Origin of the sequence: Mesorhizobium sp. B2-4-2 (assembly GCF_006442845.1) — a bacterium.
Taxonomy (GTDB): Bacteria; Pseudomonadota; Alphaproteobacteria; order Rhizobiales; family Rhizobiaceae; genus Mesorhizobium.
The window spans coordinates 1-19338 of sequence record NZ_VFVM01000015.1; the positions used below are offsets into that span (position 1 = coordinate 1).

Consider the following 19338-nt stretch of genomic DNA (forward strand, 5'->3'; position numbering starts at 1 on the left):
TTGTCGCTCTTGATCGTCCTGCTTCAACTCCGGTCGAAGCAGTGCGCCGCTTAGGGCTCGGATTGTTCACGGTCGACTGACCCGCTCTCCCGTTTTTGGGACGAGAAACTTCTAGGTAGTTTTCCTGGAATGGATTTAGGCGGCGGTGGCGAGGAATTCCGGGTTCTGCTTCACCAGCGCCACTTTCAGCTTTTCCATGGCGCGGGCCTCGATCTGGCGCACGCGTTCCTTGGAAATGCCAAGCGTCTCGCCGAGCGCTTCGAGCGTCGCGCCCTCGTCGCTCAGCCGACGCTCCTCGATGATGCGCAGCTCACGCGCGTTGAGTGCGGCAAGCGCCGCCTTCAGCCATATCGAGCGGCGTTCGATATCGATGGTGTCGCTGACGACCTCGTCGGGCAAGGGATCGTCCGACACGAGGAAGTCCATCCGCTCGGTCGCGCCCCCATCGTCGGCAAGCGGGACATTGAGGGAGGAGTCGGGCGCCGAGAGCCGCGAATCCATCAGCGCGACATCGGCTTCGGAGACGCCGAGGGCCGCTGAAACCTCACGGTACAGCGTCCTATTCGACAGCGGCTCCGCGGCGCCGTTCGCCAGCCGGGCGCGCAGGCGCCGCAGGTTGAAGAACAGAGCCTTTTGCGCCGAGCTGGTGCCGCCGCGCACGATCGACCAGTTGCGCAGGATGTAGTCCTGCATCGAGGCCCGGATCCACCAGGTCGCATAGGTCGAAAACCGCACTTCGCGCTCCGGCTCGAAACGGGCCGCAGCCTCGAGCAGGCCGACATGGCCCTCCTGGACCAGATCGCCAAGCGGCAGGCCGTAATGACGGAATTTGGAGGCCATGGAAATGACCAGGCGCATATGCGCCACGGTGATGCTGTGCAGCGCGTTCTGGTCGTTGTCCTTTTTCCAGCGCAGCGCCAGCCGCAACTCCTCGTCGCGTTCGAGATAGGGAGCCCTCATTGCCGCGCGGACCATGATCCGTCCTGCCGTGTCTTCCATCATGAGGCACTCCCTGGCTCTGGCGATACGGATGTCATTTCGAAACCCGGCAGCCGCTCGACTTGAAATGACGGCTTCCTGCCCTACAACGAACGCAAAACGTGCCATGCGCGGGAAAGGTTCCGCCGCCGGCGGCGCGGCGTGGAGGCTGCGCGAAAAAACTCCGGGCGGGTTCGAGGCACCGCCAGAAACGTCAGTGGTAGAATCCGATTCCGAATAATGGATGTTTTTGAAATCTCATTCCTTATTTTTTCAACTCACATCTGTCAATTTCCAGCGCTCACACACCATGCCGGATATCAGGCCAGGACGGGATCACAGAAAAATGAAATGGCTCAAGTCGCTCATCGTCGCCGGAACTTTGCAGGTTCTGGCTGTTACCGCAGGCTATGCCGGCGCCAATCTCGACCAGATCAAGCAGGCCGGCGTCATCAAGGTCGGCACGGAGGGCACCTACGCACCCTTTACCTATCATGATGCCGGCGGAGCGCTGGTCGGCTTCGATGTCGAAATCGCCAAGGCGATCGGCGACAAGCTCGGCGTGAAGGTAGAGTTCCTCGAGGGCAAATGGGACGGGCTGATCGCGGGCCTCGATGCCAACCGCTATGACGCGGTCATCAACGAAGTCGGCATCACCGACGCCCGCAAGGCGAAATACGATTTCTCCGACCCCTACATCGCCTCCAAGGCAGTGCTGATCGTGCGCGGCGACAATACCGACATCAAGAGTTTCGCCGATCTCAAGGGCAAGAAGTCGGCGCAGTCGCTGACTTCGAATTTCGGCAAACTGGCCGAGGCCAACGGCGCCGAACTGGTCGGCACCGACGGGTTCGACCAGTCGATCCAGCTGCTTCTGACCGGCCGCGCCGACGCAACCATCAATGACAGCCTGTCCTTCCTCGACTTCAAGAAGCACAAGCCGGATGCCAATGTGAAGATCGCGGCCCAGGAAGAGAACGCCGACTATTCCGGCGTCATCGTTCGCAAGGGCGACCCGGAACTGGTTGCCGCGATCAACAAGGCGCTGGCCGACATCAAGGCAGACGGCACCTATCAGAAGATCGCAGACAAGTATTTCGGCCAGGACGTTTCGAAGTAATTTACGGCCGGGCCGTTGGCGGCCCGCGCGACATCGCCCGGCGGCGGACCGTTTTGACGGCCCGCCGCCTTTCGCGTGATATACGGCAGTCGCAAGAAGGAGCCTTTCGTGCCGCACTGGCTGCAACTCATGCTGGAATCGCTGCCTTCGCTGCTATGGGCCGCGTTGATCTTCACCGTACCGCTGACGCTCCTGTCCTTTGTGCTTGGCTTGAGCGTCGGTCTCGGAACCGCGCTGATCCGGCTCTTCGGGCCAATGCCCCTGGTCGCGGTGGCGCGCTTCTACGTGTGGATATTCCGCGGCACGCCGCTCCTGGTGCAGCTGTTCCTGATCTTCTACGGCCTGCCCTCGGTCGGCATCCTGCTTGACGCGTTTCCCGCGGCGTTGATCGGCTTCACGCTCAATATCGGCGCCTACTCGTCGGAAATCGTTCGCGCGGCGATAGGCGCGGTGCCAAAGGGGCAATGGGAGGCGGCCTATTCGATCGGCATGACCTGGAGCCAGGCGATGCGCCGCACCATCTTGCCGCAGGCCGGGCGCGTGGCGGTGCCGCCGCTCTCTAACACCTTCATCTCGCTGGTCAAGGACACGTCGCTGGCCGCCGCCATCACCGTGCCGGAAATGTTCCAGGCCGCGCAGCGCATCGTCGCCACCACCTATGAGCCGCTGATCCTCTATGTCGAGGCGGCTATCCTCTATCTGGCGATGAGTTCGGTGCTGTCGGCCTTGCAGACGCGGCTGGAGGCGCGGCTCAATCGCTATGGCGGGTTCCTGGAGGCGCGCTCGTGATCGACCTTGCCAACATCGAAAAGCGCTTCGGGGACAATCTCGTGCTGAAGGGCGTGACGGTTACCATCGCCGAAGGCAGCGTCACCGCGCTGGTCGGTCCTTCGGGTGGTGGCAAAAGTACGCTGCTGCGCTGCATCAACCTGCTTGAGATCCCAACTTCGGGCACAGTGCGTATCGGCGATCAGGCGCTGGAGTTCCATCCGGGAGCGAAGGTGGCGGCCCGGGACATTCAGCGGCTGCGGCTGCAGACCGGCATGGTGTTCCAGAACTTCCAACTGTTCCCGCATCGCACCGCGATCGAGAACGTCATGGAAGGGCTGGTGACGGTGCTGAAGTGGCCCCAGGCACGGGCGCGCGAACGGGCGCTCGCGCTGCTGGAAAAGGTCGGCATGGCGCACAAGGTCGATGCCTGGCCGGCAACGCTGTCGGGCGGCCAGCAGCAGCGGGTAGCGATCGCCCGGGCGCTGGCGCCGTCGCCAAAGGTGCTTTTGTGCGACGAGCCGACCTCCGCGCTCGACCCGGAACTGGCGCAGGAAGTCGTAGACGTGCTCGGCCGGCTCGCCAGCGAGGGGACGACGATGGTGATGGCCACGCACGATCTGCGGCTTGCTTCAAAGATCGCTCGCGAGGTGGTGTTCCTCGAGGCCGGCATTGTCGTCGAAAAGGGCCCCGCGGCGGTGCTGTTCGGCAATCCGGAGCGCGAACGGACAAGACGGTTCATCGCGACGCTAAAGCAGGAAATGGCGGAGAAGGAGGGTGGGGGAGAAGGCGGCAATTTCTCGTCCTAGGCCTGCGCTGCGCTTGCTCCCTGCCGGGCATTTATCCTCGTGAGCCGCCGTCAGGCACGGTGTTTCTATTTCGATGGACGGGCGTGTCCATGCGCTGCAATAGTGGGGCCGATGGTTCGCAACGTTGCTCTTGTTCTCGGTGGTGGCGGGGCCGCCGGAAATGCCTGGCTGATCGGCATCATCGCGGGCCTCGCCGAAGCTGGTGTCGATCTGACCGAGGCCGCCGATCTGGTGATCGGAACCTCGGCAGGCGCCAATGCGGCAGTGCAGGTGCGCAGCGGCATACCGCCGGGCGAGCTGCTGGCGGCGGTGCTGTCCCCGCTGCCGGTTCAACCGGCCGGACCGAGCCGTCAACCGCCATTCCCGTCGATGGATAGTGTGTTCGAGCGGATGCGTTCCATTTCCGCCGCCGCTACCTCGGCAGCCGATCTGCAACGGGCGATGGGCGCATTCGGATTGGAGAGCGATGCCAAATTCGGACCTGAAGTGGCCAAACAGCGGCGCGCGCTGGTCGCCGCCAGATTGCCTCGCCATGAATGGCCGGAAAGGCCGATGATCTTGGTGGCCGTCGACGCGCTTACCGGTGAACTGGCTGCGTTCGACCGCGATTCCGGCGTCGATCTGGTTGACGCGGCCACCGCGAGCACCGCGCTGCCCGGTGCGGGGCCAACGCACAGCATCAATGGCGTCCGCTACATCTCCGGTGGCGTGCGCTCCGCCGATAATGCCGACCTTGCCTCGGGCTATGCGAACGTGATCGTGCTCTCGCCGTTCAGCGGACGGAGCGGGCCGCTACCGGAAGGCCAGTTCGAGGGCCTGCGCAGACCGCCGGGCGCGGACCTTGCAAGCGAGGTCGAAGCCCTGCGCCAGCAGGGCAGCGAGGTGGTGGTGATCACGCCTGACGTCGATTCCCGCGCCGCAATGGGCACCAACCAGATGGATCTGGCGACCCGCATCCCCGCGGCCCGTGCCGGTTTCGCCCAAGGCAAGAAGGAAGCGACCCGCGTAACGTTCCTGTGACGATTGCACGCCGAGGGCGTGCACCAACTTTCCAAATATTGCCTGCAACAAAAAACCCGGCGCAAGACCGGGTTTTTCAAAAACTCAAAAGGCGCAAGGCCTCAAGCAGCTTCTTCCTGCTCGGCTTCCTCATTGTCGGCCTTGGCGCCGCGCTTAGGGCCCTTGTTGAGATTGACCTCGATCAAACGCACGGCTTCGGTTTCCGACATGCGGTTGACAGCGGCGATCTCGCGGGCCATGCGGTCGAGCGCGGCTTCGTAGAGCTGGCGTTCGGAATAGGACTGCTCCGGCTGGTTGTCGGCGCGGTAGAGGTCGCGAACAACTTCCGAGATCGAGATCAGGTCGCCGGAATTGATCTTGGCATCATATTCCTGCGCGCGACGCGACCACATGGTGCGCTTGACGCGGGCGCGGCCTTGCACGACCTTCAGTGCGCGTTCGACATAATCCTCTTCCGACAGCTTGCGCATGCCGATCGAGGTTGCCTTGGCGACCGGCACCTTGAGGCGCATCTTGTCCTTCTGGAAATCGATGACGAACAGTTCCAGCTTGTGCCCGGCCACTTCCTGCTCGTCGATCGAGACGATCTGGCCGACACCATGCGCCGGATAGACGATGTACTCGCCGGTCTTGAAACCGTGACGTGCAGCGGTGGACTTCTTCTGCGGGGTGATCGTTGCCATTACGCCCTGAACTCCTTGTTGTGGGCCGGCGGCGGTGCCGGCTGAACTCGCGCGATCGGGTTACCGATCATTAGCCGCACAACAGATGAACCCACCGGAAAAGCCGGGACCGGCAAACCGCACGATTGCGATCGCCTGGCCCAGATCGCTCTGGTCCGATATGGGATTTTTCACCTTTCAGTGATTTGGGGCGTTAGCGCCATAAATCGACGTTGTGTCACCGGCATGTTTCGCTCATGTAACACAAAAAGTCGGAAGAATCAAGGTTTTGCTGCATAAGCGAAGGCCACAGGTTCACGCCGCCTGTCAAGGCGGTTAATAGGCCGTACCTCTTACGCCGCGTCATGCCGGTTGAAACGGCAGCGCTGTCAGTCGCCTTCTCCGGGTTCAGCCGAGAAATATTTCTCGAACTTGCCGGCCTCGCCATCGAAGGCCTTGGCGTCGGCCGGCGGCTCCTTCTTGGCGGTGATATTAGGCCATTTCTCAGCGTATTCGGTGTTTATCTGCAGCCATTTGTCGAGGCCCGACTCAGTATCGGGCTTGATCGCGTCGGCGGGGCATTCCGGTTCGCAGACACCGCAGTCAATGCACTCGTCGGGATGGATGACGAGCATGTTCTCGCCCTCGTAGAAACAGTCGACCGGACAGACCTCGATGCAGTCCATATATTTGCATTTGATGCAATTGTCGGTCACGACATAGGTCATCGATCTGCTCCGGGACGTCCCGTTTTTGTTGGCTTTTTCCGTGAGGTAACGCCTTTGGCGCTCGCTTGCAAGGGCGGCCATTCCGGCCATGTCCGCATTGCCGGAATGGAATTCCAACGGGTCGGCAATGGCGGGCATCGGTCATGTGCTCGGACCGTTGTGTCGGCGGCGTGGAAGAACATACATGCCTCCGTGCACCGGCGGTCAGTCGTCGCCAAGCAAGCGGTCGGTCTCGCGGCGCTCCTTCTTCGTCGGGCGGCCGCTTCCGGCCTCGCGCAGCCTTGGGATCGCGTCGGGAGGCGCCTCGCCCGTCGGTGCGGCAGGCGGCGACATGTCTTCGTAGAGCGTGCGTGCCTCCACGGCGGGGCCGCGCCGGCTTCCCGCATCGAGCACCTTCCAGATGAAGATGCGCCGCTCCAGCGTGATGGTCAGGACGTCGCCAGGCTTGACCAGGTCGGAGGCCTGCGCTGCTTTGTCGCGATTGATGCGCACCCGGCCGGCCACGACCAGTTTGGCGGCCAGCGAGCGCGATTTCACCGCGCGCGAGAAGAACAGCCATTTGTCGATACGCTGGCGGTCGGTGGCCATCGGGGCGACCATCGGATCCTGTGCGGCTATTTCTTCAGCTGGTCGCGCAACGCGGCGAGCTTGGCGAAGGGAGAGTCGGGATCGAAGCGCGCCGGGCGCTCCTCGCGCGGTTTTGCCTGAAACGAGGGTTTGCCGCCTTGCGGGCCGCCCTTGCCTTCCGGCCTGCCGCCCGGCCGGCCCTCACGGCGGTCAGAACGCTCGCCCTGCGGCTTTCCCTCCCGCCGTTCCCCGCCTTCGCCTTGCGGCCTGGGCTTGAACTTCGAGCGATCGAAACGCGGCTTGCCGGCGCCATCGCGGCGCCCTTCATGGGCGGGCCGGGTGCCGGGCTGGCCGACAGCGGCATCCGCCGGGGCATCGGAGCGCGCCGCCTGGCCGTTGCGCGGCCGGGCGCGGTTCTCGTGGTGACGGTGACGAGGCCGCTGGTCGAAGCGGCCCTGCCGCCACAACAGGATCGGCTTAGGCTCTTCGGCTTCCGCAGCGGGCACGCCGGCTTCATCCTGTCCCTGTTGGGGAGCGTCGGCGCTGTCACCCCCCTCGCTTCGCTCCGCGACCTCCCCCGTCGAGGGGGAGGCGAGAGCGTCGGCGCTTTCGGCGGCAGAAGTCTCAGGCACGGCTTCTGCTACAGGCGCAAGCTCTTGCGTAGCTTCGGCTGGAACTTCGGGTTGTTCTTCCGCAACAGTTTCGGCCGCTTCCGCAATGGGTTCAGCAGGAATTTCGACGGCGGTCTGGGCAGTCGCAGTTTGCGGATCTTCCGCCGATGTCTCCTCAGGCGTGTCCGTCGCAGCCGCCTCCGCCGCCTTGGCCTGCTCGGTGCGCGCGGCCTCTTCCGCTGCCAGCTTGGCCGCCACGGCTTCCCGGGCGGCATTGTCCTGCGCTTCCAGCCGTGCCTTGACTTCGGCCGCCGGCTTCGGCTCGGCACGGTAGCCAAGACCTTTCAGGATTTCTTCCATGTCATCGGCCGTGGCGCCGAGAATCGACATCATCGGCGGCGTCACCATGAAAGACTGGCCGTCATAGGCGCCATCCGGACGCTGGCCGAGGCCGGGCTTCCAGTTGGTCGCCGGGCGGATCAGGTCGGCCAGCCGTTCCAGAATGTCGATGCGCACGGCGCGGCGGCCGAGATTGCGGTAGCCGGCAAGCTTGTAGAAGGCCTTGTCGAAAGCCGGATCGATGACCACCGAGGTGCGGCCCGATGCCAGCGCATGGACGACGTCGCCGAAGCCGGGCTTGTCCTTGCCGTCGTTTTTCAGCGCCCACAGCAACGTCACCAATCCCGCGGGCGCCGGCTTGATCAGCGCCGGCACGAAGACATGATAGGCGCCGAAGCGCACGCCCAGCCGGCGCAATGCCGCGCGGCCTTCCTGGTCGAGCGACTTCATCTCCTCGGCGATGTCGCGGCGATTGATAAGGCCGAAATTCTCGACCAGCTGGAAGGCGATGCCGCGGCCGATACCCGATATCTGCTCGGCATTCTTCAAATCGACCAGCGGCTTCAGCAGGGATTCGATCTGGAAATTGACGAAGCGCTCGGCACGCGCCGCGACCTTGTCACGCGCCGGGCCGGTCAGCTGTTCATCGGCCAAAAGCACCAGGCGCGGCTTCAGCGCGTCCTCGCCGGCAACAAGCGTGCCGATCGGCGCGCCGATCCAGCGCAGCGTGCCGTCGGAACCGAGCGCGATGTCGCCATTGGCGCAGGCGCCGAAGCGTTCGGCGCGTGCCTCGAACTCCGCCGCCAGCGCCTTCTGGGCGGCCGCGCGCACGGCCTTGGCGTCTTCGCCGCCAGCGCTCTGATCGGCGGTGAAACGGAACCCCTGCAACTCGCCGACATGGTGGCCTTCGACGAGGACGGTTCCGGTTGGGCTTATTTCGGCTTCAGGCATGGTATTTTCTCTAAGGCGCCGCATGAGGACGGAAGTCCTGCGGTCTACGAAGCGTTTCGTCAACCGCTCATGCAGCGCATCCGACAATCTGTCTTCGATTTCGCGCGTCTTTTCCTGCCAGTGTGCCTGATCGGCCAGCCAGCCGGGCCGGTTCGACACGAATGTCCAGGTGCGGATCTGGGCGATGCGATGCGACAGCGTATCGATGTCGCCCTCGGTGGTGTCGGCGCGGCGCACCTGCTCGGCCATGTAATTCTCGTCGACATGGCCATGCCTGGCGAGGTCCATGTAGATCGACGCAATGAGGTCGGCGTGCTGGGCCGGCGCTATCTTGCGGTAGTCGGGGAGCGCGCAGGCCTCCCACAGCAGCGCGACGCGCCTTGCGTCGGTGGCGAGCGCCCTGATGTCCTCGTCACGCGACAGGTGCTCGAGCGCCTGCGCATCGACTGCCGGCAGCGCACGGGTCAGGCCCTCCACCGGGGCATTGGTCTCAATCGAGCGCTTCAGCGCGTCGAGGCTGGCGAAATTGAAACGCGCTGTGCGCCATTGCAGAACCTTCACCGGGTCGAAGTCGTGGCTTTCGATCTTCTTGACCAATTCCTCGTCCAGCGGGTCGACCTGGCCGGTGACGCCAAACGTGCCGTCGCGCAGGTGCCGGCCGGCGCGCCCGGCGATCTGGCCAAGTTCGGCCGCCGTCAGGTTGCGATACTGGTAGCCGTCGAACTTGCGGTTCTGGGCGAAGGCGACATGGTCGAGATCGAGGTTAAGGCCCATGCCGATGGCATCGGTGGCGACGAGATAGTCGACGTCGCCCGACTGAAACAGCGCCACCTGGGCGTTGCGGGTGCGGGGCGAGAGCGCGCCAAGCACGACGGCCGCACCGCCCTGCTGGCGGCGGATCAGTTCGGCGATGGCATAAACCTCGTCGGCGGAGAAGGCGACGATCGCTGTGCGCCGGGGCAAGCGGGTCAGCTTCTTCGAACCGGCATAGGCGAGGTGCGACAGCCGCGGCCGCGTCACCACCGAGACGCCTTTCAAAAGGCGCTGCAAGATGCCGTGCATGGTGGCGGCGCCGAGCAGCAGCGTCTCCTGGCGGCCGCGCAGATGCAGGATGCGGTCGGTGAAGATATGGCCGCGCTCGAGATCACCGGCAAGCTGCACCTCGTCGATAGCGACGAAGGCGGCATCGGTCTCGCGCGGCATGGCTTCGACGGTACAGACCGAATATCTGGCGCCTGGCGGCTGGATCTTCTCCTCGCCGGTGATGAGCGCCACCTTGTGGGCACCGACCTTTTCGCAGACGCGGGTGTAGACCTCTCGCGCCAAGAGCCTGAGCGGCAGGCCGATGATGCCGCTTTCATGCGCCACCATGCGCTCGATGGCGAGATGGGTCTTGCCTGTGTTGGTCGGCCCAAGCACGGCAGTCACGTCGCGACCCGATAGGATCAGCGGCTCGGTGGGTTTCGGATGGATGTTCATCGGCTCGGAAATAAGGCTTTCTGGCCTCTCATTGTCGGGAGCACGCCTCGGGTGGCGCGTATGACAGGCGACACATAGGGATTTCAGGCGCGAAGCGAAAGCGGAATGTTCCGCTGGCGGTTCGAAGTCACCTCCGTCGAGCTTCGGTTCGGCTGCTGATTAAGGGTTGGAACGAGTCTGGAACGAATCGGCGACGAATCGCTGACTCGCCCGGATTCAGGTTTTGTTCACGGCTAGATGTGGAGTTTTGGCTGATGATCCTTACCACATGCTGAATCACGGAATTGGCCCGTTTCATGCTAGGCGAGAGCTGCCGTTAACTTTCGCTGGCAAAGCCGTGTGGCAGCCCGCCTTGCTTCATCCAAGCTTATGAAATTGTTGAACTTTCTTAATAGAAATTAACAGTTTGATAGGCGATTGCAACTGCTCTCGTTAACATTGCGGCCAAACATGGAACGAAAGGGCGACGAATCGGCGATGTCGGGATTTTCCCTGTTTGTTCACGACAAGATGTAGTGTTACGCACAGGTTTTCCACCGACAATGCACAGCTTATCCAAGCAGTTTTGCACAATACCCGCTGCCGCGATTAACCTTTGCGTGCCGGATTGGAACAGCAGGCCGACAGCCGTCATCGGACGGCGTCACGGACATCCGAAGCGGATGGCGAACGAGCCCTCCTTCAATCGGCACCGGGAAGCCGGCAGCCCGGCGAGACCTCAGGCGAAGTACTGGCCGCCATTGGCGGTGATGGTCGATCCCGTGATGAAGCCGGCGTCCTCGGAGGCGAGGAAGACGACGCAGCGCGCGATCTCCTCCGGCTCGCCGAGGCGCCCGACCGGGATTAGCGGGATGATGCGTTCGTTGAGCACCTTCTCATCGATCGCCCGGACCATTTCGGTGGCGATATAGCCTGGGCAGATGATGTTGACGGTGATGCCCGCGCGGGCTCCTTCCTGGGCCAGAGCCTTCGAGAAACCGATGTCGCCGGCCTTGGCCGCGGAGTAGTTGACCTGCCCGGCCTGGCCCTTCTGGCCATTGATGGAGGAGATGGTGATGACGCGGCCGAACTTGCGGTCGCGCATGCCGCTCCACAGCGGATGCGTCATGTTGAAAACGCCGGAGAGATTGGTGTCGATGACCTCCTTCCACTGCTCACGCGTCAGCTTGTGGAACATTGCGTCGCGCGTGATGCCGGCATTGTTGACCAGCACCGCGACCGGGCCCAGATCGGCCTCGACCTGCTTGATGCCGGCGGCGCAGGCGTCGTAGTCGGCGACCGACCATTTGTAGGTCTTGATGCCGGTTGTGGCCGTGAACTTGCTCGCCGCCTCATCATTGCCGGCGTAGTTGGCGGCAACCGAATAGCCGGCTTCCTTCAGCGCCATCGATATTGCCGCGCCGATGCCGCGCGATCCGCCCGTGACGATTGCAACCTTGGTCATGCGCTCCCTCCCTTTGGTTGGGAGAGTGAACAGGGAGCAGCGAATAACGAGCAGGGATCAGATATCCCATTGCGCCGACGCCGTTCTTCCCTATTCGCTACTCCCCATTCACTTCTCTTTTAGAGTCTTTTAGAGCGCTTCGACGCACATGGCGACACCCATGCCGCCGCCGATGCACAGGGTGGAGAGACCCTTCTTGGCACCTCTTCGGCGCATCTCGTGGACCAGGGTGTTGAAAATGCGCGCGCCAGAGGCGCCGATCGGATGACCGATGGCGATGGCGCCGCCATTGACGTTGACGATCGAGGGATCCCAGCCCATGTCCTTGTTGACCGCGCAGGCCTGCGCGGCGAAAGCCTCGTTGGCCTCGATCAGGTCGAGATCGCCGACCGACCAGCCGGCCTTTTCCAGCGCTTTTCGCGAGGCGGGAATCGGACCGGTGCCCATGATCGCCGGGTCAACGCCCGCGGTCGCCCAGGAGACGATGCGCGCCAGCGGGGTGATGCCCCGCCTGGCAGCTTCCGCTTCGCTCATCAAAAGCGCGCCGGCGGCGCCGTCGTTGATGCCGGAGGCATTGGCGGCGGTCACAGTGCCGTCCTTGTCGAAGGCCGGCTTCAGTTTGGTCATGGCATCCAGCGTCGCGCCATGGCGGATGTATTCGTCCTGGTCGACAATTGTATCGCCCTTCTTGCCCTTGATGGTGAAGGCGACGATCTCGTCCTTGAACCGGCCGGCCTTCTGCGCGGCCTCGGCCTTGTTCTGCGAGGCCAGCGCGAACTGGTCCTGGTCCTCGCGGGTGATCTGGAACTGGCGGGCGACGTTCTCGGCCGTGTTGCCCATGTGATAGCCATTAAAGGCATCCCACAGTCCATCCTTGATCATGGTGTCGATCATCTTGTAGTCGCCCATCTTGACGCCAGCGCGCAGATGCTGGGCGTGCGGCGACATCGACATCGATTCCTGGCCGCCGGCGACAACCACCTTGGCATCGCCGGTGGCGATCTGCTGCATGCCGAGCGCGATGGCGCGCAGGCCCGAGCCGCACACCTGGTTGAGGCCCCAGGCGGTGGTCTCCCTGGGCAGCCCGGCGAGGATCGAAGCCTGGCGGGCGGGGTTCTGCCCTTGGGCCGCGGTCAGCACCTGGCCAAGAATGACCTCGTCGACTTCGGCCGCCTCGACGCCGGCGCGCGACAACAATTCCCTTACGACGACGGCGCCAAGCTCGTGAGCCGGGGTGGCGGCGAAAGCGCCGTTGAAGGAACCGACCGGTGTGCGCGCCGCGCTGGCGACGACGATGGCATTGGAAGCGGGCATTCTGTTCTCCAAACTTCAAGCTGATGTTCTGTCATTGAAGACTTTTCTTGCCCTTTCCCAACCCCGAGTCAAACCGGAAATCGGCAGGGCACCCATGCGTCGCAAGCAAGCTGCGCATGGCCGCGACATCAAGCTGTCCGCTGCTGCGCAGCATATTTCACCGGCCATGCAGCGATAATTAATCCCGCACTGCACAAACTGCTTGGAATTGTGACGCTTTTGCGCATATCCTTTGAACGGGCGCAATCGTTACCGGCGGCTTACTCAGGCGCGCCGGTGTCCGGGGAGGATGCAGATGGCTGCGAAAGACGATCCGATCGTCATCAAGAAATATGCCAATCGCCGGCTCTACAACACCGGCACCAGCACCTATGTGACGCTCGAGGACCTGGCCGAAATGGTCAAGAAGGGCGAAGAGTTCACGGTGCAGGACGCCAAGACCGGCGACGACATCACGCATCCGGTTCTGACCCAGATCATCTTCGAATTGGAGAACAAGGACGGGCAGAACATGCTGCCGATCCCGTTCCTGCGCCAGTTGATCGCCTTCTACGGCGACCAGATGCAGATGATCGTGCCGAGCTTCCTCGAACAGTCGATGATCGCCTTCTCCAAGGAACAGGAGCGCTTCCGCGAGCAGATGAAGGGCGCCATCGGCAAGTCACCACTCGACATGATGAAGATGGCCACGCCGATCAAGGCGCTGGAGGAGCAGACGCGCCGCAACATGGAAATGTTCCAGAATGCCATGCGGCTGTTCACGCCTTTCCCGCCGGCAGGCTCGGCACCTGCGGCGGCCCCCGCCGAACCGGCCAGGAAGGAAACGCCGGAAAAACCCGACGATCTGCAGCAGTTGAAGGACCAGATCGCGGCCATGCAGCGCAAGCTCGACACCATGTCGTGAGCGCGCAGCGCTTTTCTTCCGATCCTACGGCAATAATCCCTCATAGCGACCGCGCGGCCTGATGCTGCCGCCGCTCATTGCCTGTTCGACCATGTGGGCGGCCCAGCCAACGCTGCGCCCAAGCGCGAACAGCTGGAACGGCGCATCGCGCGGCAGGTCGAGGCTGCGCGTCAGAACGGCCAGGGCAAAGTCGACGTTCGGGCGGGCGCCGGTCGCGGCAATGGCGGCGATTTCCAGCGATCGCAATGTTCTGTCGGTGTTCTCGATGGCCGCCAAAAGCGCCGTGGCGCGGGGATCGCCTTCGGGATAGAGCGGATGGCCAAACGCTGGCAAAGGCCTGTCATGGCCGAGCCAGCGCCGGATCGCCGCATCGGCGCCGTGCCGCGCCGCATCGTCCGCGAGTTGCATCACCGCCTCGCCGGCGCCACCGTGCCGCGGACCGGAAAGTGTCGCCAGACCCGCGAGCAGGCAGGCGGCGGGCGAGGCTCCGGTCGAGGCCGCGACGCGCGCCGCGAAGGTCGATGCGTTGAGTTCGTGATCGGCAAGCAGCACAAGGGCGCGCCGGATAGCCTGCGCCCCGCCTTCATCCACCGACCAGCCTCGCGCCAACCGCATGTGCACCGGATCTGATCCCGCCGAGGCGCCAAGAGCGCCGGCTAGCACGCCGATCGCGCGCGCGGCGTCGGCGCACAGCGAGGCGGCGCCGCGCCCTAGTGAAGGCCGCGCCTGGCCGGCGAGCATGGCAAGTTGCATGAAGGCCGTGGCTCGGCCGAGTTGTTGGGATTGATCCGAGGCCGGAGCCTCGAAACCCACCGGCTCAGGCAGGGCCCACAGCACGGCGGCGGTCTCTTCGAGCGTGGCATGTTCGGACAGCGCAACGGCGTCGCGGCCCCGATAGACAAGGTGGCCGTGCGAAACGGTCGAGATCGAGGTGACGAGCGAGGGTTCGCCCCAGGCGATGGCGCTTTCGGCGATGGCCGATGGGCTGCGTCCGCGCTCTCTTCGCATCATCAGGGCCGCGATATCGTCGACGCGATATTGGCTGCGGCGTGGATCGGCACTGTCCGGGCGCATGCCGATGCGCCCGCGACTGACATAGGCGTAGAGCGTCTGCGGCCGCACCTTGAGCCGTTCCAGTGCCTCGTCCCGCGACAGCCATTCGGACATGTCGGTCCCATATTGATTATGTTGATCAAGATTGATGCGCGTGTTGCCCATCCTTATCCTTAGTGTCGGAAAAGCTCAAGGAGACAAAGCCATGGCGAACGGGCTCGATGATGTGGTGGCGGCGGAAACGGTGCTGTCCGACGTGGATGGGCTGGGCGGCCGCTTGACGATCCGGGGGTACTCCCTGCCGGAACTGGCCGGGCGATGGAACTATCCGCAGGTCGTTCGCCTGCTTCTCGACGGCTTCTTCTACGACCTTCCCGGAGACGCGGAACTGGCCGCGAGACTGGGCCAGGCGCGCGTCGAGGTGTTCGACCGGCTCTTGTCTTGCCTGCCCCTGCTGGCGCCGCTCGACGTCTATAGCGCCATGCGTGCCGGCATGGCGTTGCTGCCTGACGGCGAGACGCTGACGGACGCGCTTGGGCTGATCGCGGCGCCCGCCGTGCTGACGCCGGCGCTGTTGCGCCTGCGGCGCGGCGAGCAGCCGGTCGCGCCGGATGGGAGGGCCGATCATGCCGCCGATATGCTGAGGATGCTCGACGGTTCCGTGCCGACGCCGGCTCTGGCAAGGGCACTCGACACTTACCTCGTGACCGTCTGCGACCACGGCCTCAATGCCTCGACCTTCGCCACGCGCATCGTCGCCTCGACGCAGGCCGGGCTGACATCGTCGGTGCTGGCTGGCCTCGGCGCGCTTAAGGGGCCGCTGCATGGCGGCGCGCCCGGCCCTGTCATCGAGATGCTCGACGCCATCCAGGCGCATGGCGACGCCGCCGGCTGGCTGCGCGGCGAGATCGCGCGTGGTGAACGCATCATGGGCTTCGGCCACCGCATCTACCGCGTGCGCGATCCGCGCGCCGATGTGCTGAAGGCGGTGGTGCGGCAGCTCGGCGGCGAGGGCGAGACCGGTCGCCGGCTGGCCTTCGCCGAGACAGTCGAACAGACGGCGCTCCATGTGCTTCGGATTGCCAAGCCGCAGCGCTCGCTGCAGACCAATGTCGAGTTCTACACCGCGCTGGTGTTGGAAGCGGCGGGTTTTCCCAGCCAAGCCTTCAGCAATGTCTTCGCGGCCGGGCGCGTCGCCGGTTGGGTCGCGCATGCGCGCGAGCAGCAGACGACGGGACGGCTGATCCGGCCGCTGTCGCGCTATGTCGGACCGATGCCGGACCTCGTCGCCTGAGCATCAAACCTGTTTGGAAGATACACCGCGCCCTCCGCCACAAGGCGGAGGGTGTTTCCGCATGATCGAAATTTCATGCGATCACGCGACCGTGCTCGTGTTCTTGCCTTGGTGTGTCCTTATATGCTGCACTGCAACATAGGTCTGCCGTGACGGTGACGCCCCGATTCCCGGGCGCGCGCAATAAGTCAGGCACCGGATCGACAGGAACGCCATGACGAAGAACGGCGAGGCGGAGGAAAAGAAGAAGATCAACATCGCGCTTCAGGGCGGCGGTTCCCACGGGGCTTTTTCCTGGGGCGTGCTCGACCGGCTTCTGGAGGATGGCCGGCTGGAGATCGCAGCGGTGTCCGGCACAAGCGCGGGCGCGATGAACGCGGTGGCGCTGGCCGACGGCTTCGTTCGCGGCGGCGTCGAAGGCGCGCGCAAGAAGCTCGACGACTTCTGGCATGCGGTGGCGGCGAAGGGCCGGTTCAGCCCGGTGCAGCGCATGCCGTGGGACGTCGCCTGGGGCAATTGGTCGATCGAGAACACGCCGGGTTATGTCTTCTTCGACACCATGTCGCGCGTGTTCTCGCCCTATGTCGCCAACCCGCTCGGCCTCAATCCGCTGCGCGACGTCGTTGCGCAGGAGATTGATTTCAAGAATGTGCATGCCTGCAAGTCGATGGAACTGTTCATTTCCGCCACCAATGTCGAGACCGGACAGCTACGGGTGTTTTCCGATGGCGAGATCGACCTCGACACAGTGATGGCCTCGGCCTGCCTGCCGCAACTGTTCCGCGCCGTCGAGATCAAGGGCGTGCCCTATTGGGATGGCGGTTATGGCGGCAATCCGGCGCTCTATCCGTTCTTCAAGACGGCTGCCACCGAGGACGTGCTTTTGGTGCAGATCAATCCGGTCGTGCGCGAGGGAACGCCCAAAAGCGCCAACGAGATCCAGAACCGCATCGACGAGATCACCTTCAACGCCGGGCTGCTGCGCGAATTCCGTTCGATCGCCTTCGTCAAGGAACTGATCGCCGCCGGCCGCCTGCCGCGGGGCGAGTACCGGGACATCCGCATGCACCGCATTGACGCCGATGAGGCCTTCAAGGACCTGTCGGCATCATCGAAGGTCAATGCCGAATGGGCATTCCTGGCCTATCTGCGCGATCTTGGCCGCACCGCTGCCAGCGATTGGCTGGAGGAGAACTACGATGCCGTCGGCAAGCGGCCGACGCTCGACCTCTCCGGCGAGCTCGACGACGGCTTCAAGCCGGTGCGGGGTCCGGCACCTGGCCGACGGGTGAAGGAATTCCTGGCCGCGCGCAAGAACCCCGAAGCGGAGCGTCGCCGGGCCTGAACCCGCATCCGTCACACGGGCGTGATCTGCCGCGCGGTGCCAGCAAGTTCCTTCCGGCGCCAGCAACAACCATCGCGTGTGAGGCGCGCATCATCATGCTGACGCCTGCTGCCAGTGTCGTGCGGGCGCCGCTGTTGGGCGCCATCCCTCGACCGTATCCGGAACGGTGACTGGCGGGCGAGGAATACTGCCACGAACAGCACCAGCAGGCGTTTTGTTCGAGGCTATATCATGTCTCAAGCCTAGACGGCGGAACGCGATGGAGCAGACGCATCGAGGCGACCCGTCCTCGCTCCTGGAGCATCCGGCTTGACCAGGGAACGACGATCTGGATCAGAGTTGAACGGTCCGTTCTTCAAGCAATTCCAGTGTGTTGCGTGAAATGTCGCACGCCGGGATGGTCCGTCAGGCCGAGGTTATCATCGTGCTCGAAACCCGCGCCGGGTTGAAAATCGCTCCGCGCCGGCATCGTGCCTGCGAGAGCGGACGCCGGCCTTGCGGCGTCGGACCTTTCACGGCCGATCATCGGTCGCCAGCAAGCCCGCCAAAGCCGCACCGCCTCTGGGCAAAAAACGTTTCGCGGCACTCACGCCCCGTCCGGCTTCGAAATGCTGCTGCAACTTTCCGACTATATTGCGTTGCAAACTTGATGTAGAAGCGCGCTTCGCCGATCACGGCAATTTGAACACGGCCTGGCGCGCACCCATATCGGCGACGCGCTCCTCGAGGAGGACGCAGTCCCGGCCAAACCCCGCAGTGGAAAAAACGACGATGCCGAAAATCAGGTTTCACAAGCTTGCTGCCATTGTTGTGCTCATCGGTTTCGCCGCCTGGATGGCGACGGGCGAGTTTTCATCCGTTGGCAGTGCCGCCGCCGACGCCCAGAGGGCGGCAGAGGCCGAAAAGGCCAAGACGCCGGAGGCCGGCAAGCCGAACACGGCGCAAGCCGAGCCGAAAGCCGCGCCGCGCACCGTCGCGGTGGTGACGCCGCCGCGCAAGACCTATGCGCGCGCTATCCGCATTTCGGGGTTGACCGAGGCCGACAAGCGGGCGGTGCTAGCAACGCGCGTCGCCGGTGTCATCGACAAACTGCCGGTCAGCCAAGGCCAGCACGTCAAGACGGGCGATCTGGTTCTGATGCTGGCGGCCGAAGAGAAAATCTCGAATGTCGACAACGCCAAGCAGTTGCTGGCGCAACGCAAGGCCGAGCTCGACGCCGCCGAACGGCTGGCCAAGACCGGCAATCTGCCGAAGCTGCAGCTCGACACGGCGCGCTCGAATTTGACCTCGGCGCAATCGATGCTGGAGACCGCGCAGGCTGAGCTCGACCGCAACGAGGTCAAGGCGCCGTTCGACGGCGTCATCGACAGGGTGCCGGTGGAACTCGGCAGCTCGGTCATGCAAGGCGGCGAGGTGGCGACCATCCTCAAGCTCGATCCGGTGATCGCCCGCGGCGAAATCAGCGAACGCGACCTGCGCTACATCAAGATCGGCGAAGAGGCCAATGTGCGCCTGGTCAACGACCAGAAGGTCACCGGCACCGTGCGGTATATCAGCCGCGACGCCTCCTCCCAGACCCGCACCTTCCGTGTCGAAGTGGCGATCCCAAATGCGGATGGCAGCATCCCCGCCGGTATGACGGCCGAGATCACGCTCAGCGCCGAGCCGACCGACGCGGTTCTGCTGCCGCGTTCGGTGGTGACGCTGGGTGACAAGGGCGATCTCGGCATCCGCGCCGTCGGCAGCGACGACAAGGTGGCCTTCTACCCGATCGACCTGGTGGACGACATGCCGAACGGTCTCGTGCTCGGCGGAATTCCGAAAGATGCGCGCATCATTGTCGCCGGCCAGGAACTGGTGAAGGAAGGCGATATCGTCAAGCCCGTCGAGGCCGACCAGGCGACCATCAACAAGCTGATCGGCGAAGCCACCGCCGGTACGCAGTAGCGCAA

At 64.0% G+C, this 19338-nt stretch carries 17 protein-coding genes; 9 read left to right on the forward strand and 8 right to left on the reverse strand.

The genetic code is table 11. The features are described 5' to 3' along the window. Positions 1–135 precede the first annotated feature (135 nt). Entirely contained in the window at positions 136–1002 is an 867-nt protein-coding gene (locus FJ942_RS25135) for an RNA polymerase factor sigma-32 (protein WP_140493315.1), read from the reverse strand. Between the two features lie 322 nt (positions 1003–1324). Between FJ942_RS25135 and FJ942_RS25140 the strand changes: the two genes are divergently transcribed. The 4 genes from FJ942_RS25140 (at position 1325) to FJ942_RS25155 (ending at position 4695) form a co-directional block, all read left to right on the forward strand. Next, the gene (locus tag FJ942_RS25140; protein WP_140493318.1) at positions 1325–2098 is read left to right on the forward strand and encodes an amino acid ABC transporter substrate-binding protein; all 774 of its coding nucleotides are present in this window, start codon (positions 1325–1327) and stop codon (positions 2096–2098) included. A gap of 108 nt (positions 2099–2206) precedes the next feature. Continuing rightward, positions 2207–2887 carry an ABC transporter permease subunit gene (locus tag FJ942_RS25145; protein ID WP_140550874.1) on the forward strand — a complete coding sequence of 227 codons (681 nt, stop codon included), beginning with the start codon at positions 2207–2209 and terminating at the stop codon, positions 2885–2887. Further along, a complete protein-coding gene (locus FJ942_RS25150; RefSeq protein WP_140554933.1) occupies positions 2884–3675 on the forward strand; it encodes an amino acid ABC transporter ATP-binding protein in 792 nt (263 codons plus the stop codon). The genes FJ942_RS25145 and FJ942_RS25150 overlap by 4 nt, the downstream gene beginning before the upstream one ends. A gap of 111 nt (positions 3676–3786) precedes the next feature. Then, positions 3787–4695 (forward strand): patatin-like phospholipase family protein, encoded by a 909-nt coding sequence (locus tag FJ942_RS25155; RefSeq protein WP_140554971.1) that lies wholly within the window; start codon positions 3787–3789, stop codon positions 4693–4695. A 101-nt stretch (positions 4696–4796) separates the two neighbouring features. Here the strand turns inward: FJ942_RS25155 and FJ942_RS25160 are convergent, their stop codons facing one another. The 6 genes from FJ942_RS25160 to FJ942_RS25185 all read right to left on the reverse strand — a co-directional run bounded on the left by FJ942_RS25160 (position 4797) and on the right by FJ942_RS25185 (position 12790). Further along, positions 4797–5378 (reverse strand): CarD family transcriptional regulator, encoded by a 582-nt coding sequence (locus FJ942_RS25160; protein WP_006327799.1) that lies wholly within the window; start codon positions 5376–5378, stop codon positions 4797–4799. Positions 5379–5746: 368 nt separating this feature from the next. Continuing rightward, positions 5747–6085 carry a ferredoxin FdxA gene (gene fdxA / locus FJ942_RS25165; protein WP_140493333.1) on the reverse strand — a complete coding sequence of 113 codons (339 nt, stop codon included), beginning with the start codon at positions 6083–6085 and terminating at the stop codon, positions 5747–5749. Between the two features lie 204 nt (positions 6086–6289). Further along, complete coding sequence (locus FJ942_RS25170) at positions 6290–6673, reverse strand: RNA-binding S4 domain-containing protein (RefSeq protein ID WP_140899304.1); 384 nt, start codon at positions 6671–6673, stop codon at positions 6290–6292. Positions 6674–6699: 26 nt separating this feature from the next. Next, entirely contained in the window at positions 6700–10032 is a 3333-nt protein-coding gene (locus tag FJ942_RS25175) for a helicase-related protein (protein ID WP_140899306.1), read from the reverse strand. A gap of 718 nt (positions 10033–10750) precedes the next feature. Next, positions 10751–11476, reverse strand: a complete 726-nt coding sequence (gene phbB, locus FJ942_RS25180; protein ID WP_140493339.1) for an acetoacetyl-CoA reductase — start codon at positions 11474–11476, stop codon at positions 10751–10753. A 129-nt stretch (positions 11477–11605) separates the two neighbouring features. Further along, complete coding sequence (locus FJ942_RS25185) at positions 11606–12790, reverse strand: acetyl-CoA C-acetyltransferase (RefSeq protein ID WP_140493342.1); 1185 nt, start codon at positions 12788–12790, stop codon at positions 11606–11608. Here FJ942_RS25185 and FJ942_RS25190 point away from each other — a divergent pair. Both FJ942_RS25190 and phaR read left to right on the forward strand, forming a co-directional pair. Then, a complete protein-coding gene (locus FJ942_RS25190) occupies positions 12771–12968 on the forward strand; it encodes a hypothetical protein (RefSeq protein ID WP_140493345.1) in 198 nt (65 codons plus the stop codon). The two genes, FJ942_RS25185 and FJ942_RS25190, sit on opposite strands and share 20 nt — an antisense overlap. A 117-nt stretch (positions 12969–13085) precedes the next feature. Then, positions 13086–13694 (forward strand): polyhydroxyalkanoate synthesis repressor PhaR, encoded by a 609-nt coding sequence (gene phaR, locus FJ942_RS25195; protein ID WP_140493348.1) that lies wholly within the window; start codon positions 13086–13088, stop codon positions 13692–13694. 24 nt (positions 13695–13718) lie between these two features. Here phaR and FJ942_RS25200 read toward each other — a convergent pair whose 3' ends face one another. Beyond that, a complete protein-coding gene (locus tag FJ942_RS25200; RefSeq protein WP_140662894.1) occupies positions 13719–14861 on the reverse strand; it encodes a citrate synthase in 1143 nt (380 codons plus the stop codon). Positions 14862–14952: 91 nt separating this feature from the next. Here FJ942_RS25200 and FJ942_RS25205 point away from each other — a divergent pair, with 91 nt between their 5' ends. From FJ942_RS25205 to FJ942_RS25215, 3 genes are all read left to right on the forward strand, one after another. Then, positions 14953–16041, forward strand: a complete 1089-nt coding sequence (locus FJ942_RS25205; RefSeq protein ID WP_140493354.1) for a citrate synthase/methylcitrate synthase — start codon at positions 14953–14955, stop codon at positions 16039–16041. Between the two features lie 214 nt (positions 16042–16255). Continuing rightward, on the forward strand, positions 16256–17386 hold the full coding sequence (locus FJ942_RS25210; protein WP_140627973.1) for a patatin-like phospholipase family protein: 1131 nt from the start codon (positions 16256–16258) through the stop codon (positions 17384–17386). Positions 17387–18157: 771 nt separating this feature from the next. Continuing rightward, complete coding sequence (locus tag FJ942_RS25215) at positions 18158–19333, forward strand: efflux RND transporter periplasmic adaptor subunit (RefSeq protein ID WP_140662900.1); 1176 nt, start codon at positions 18158–18160, stop codon at positions 19331–19333. The last annotated feature ends 5 nt before the right edge of the window (positions 19334–19338 follow it).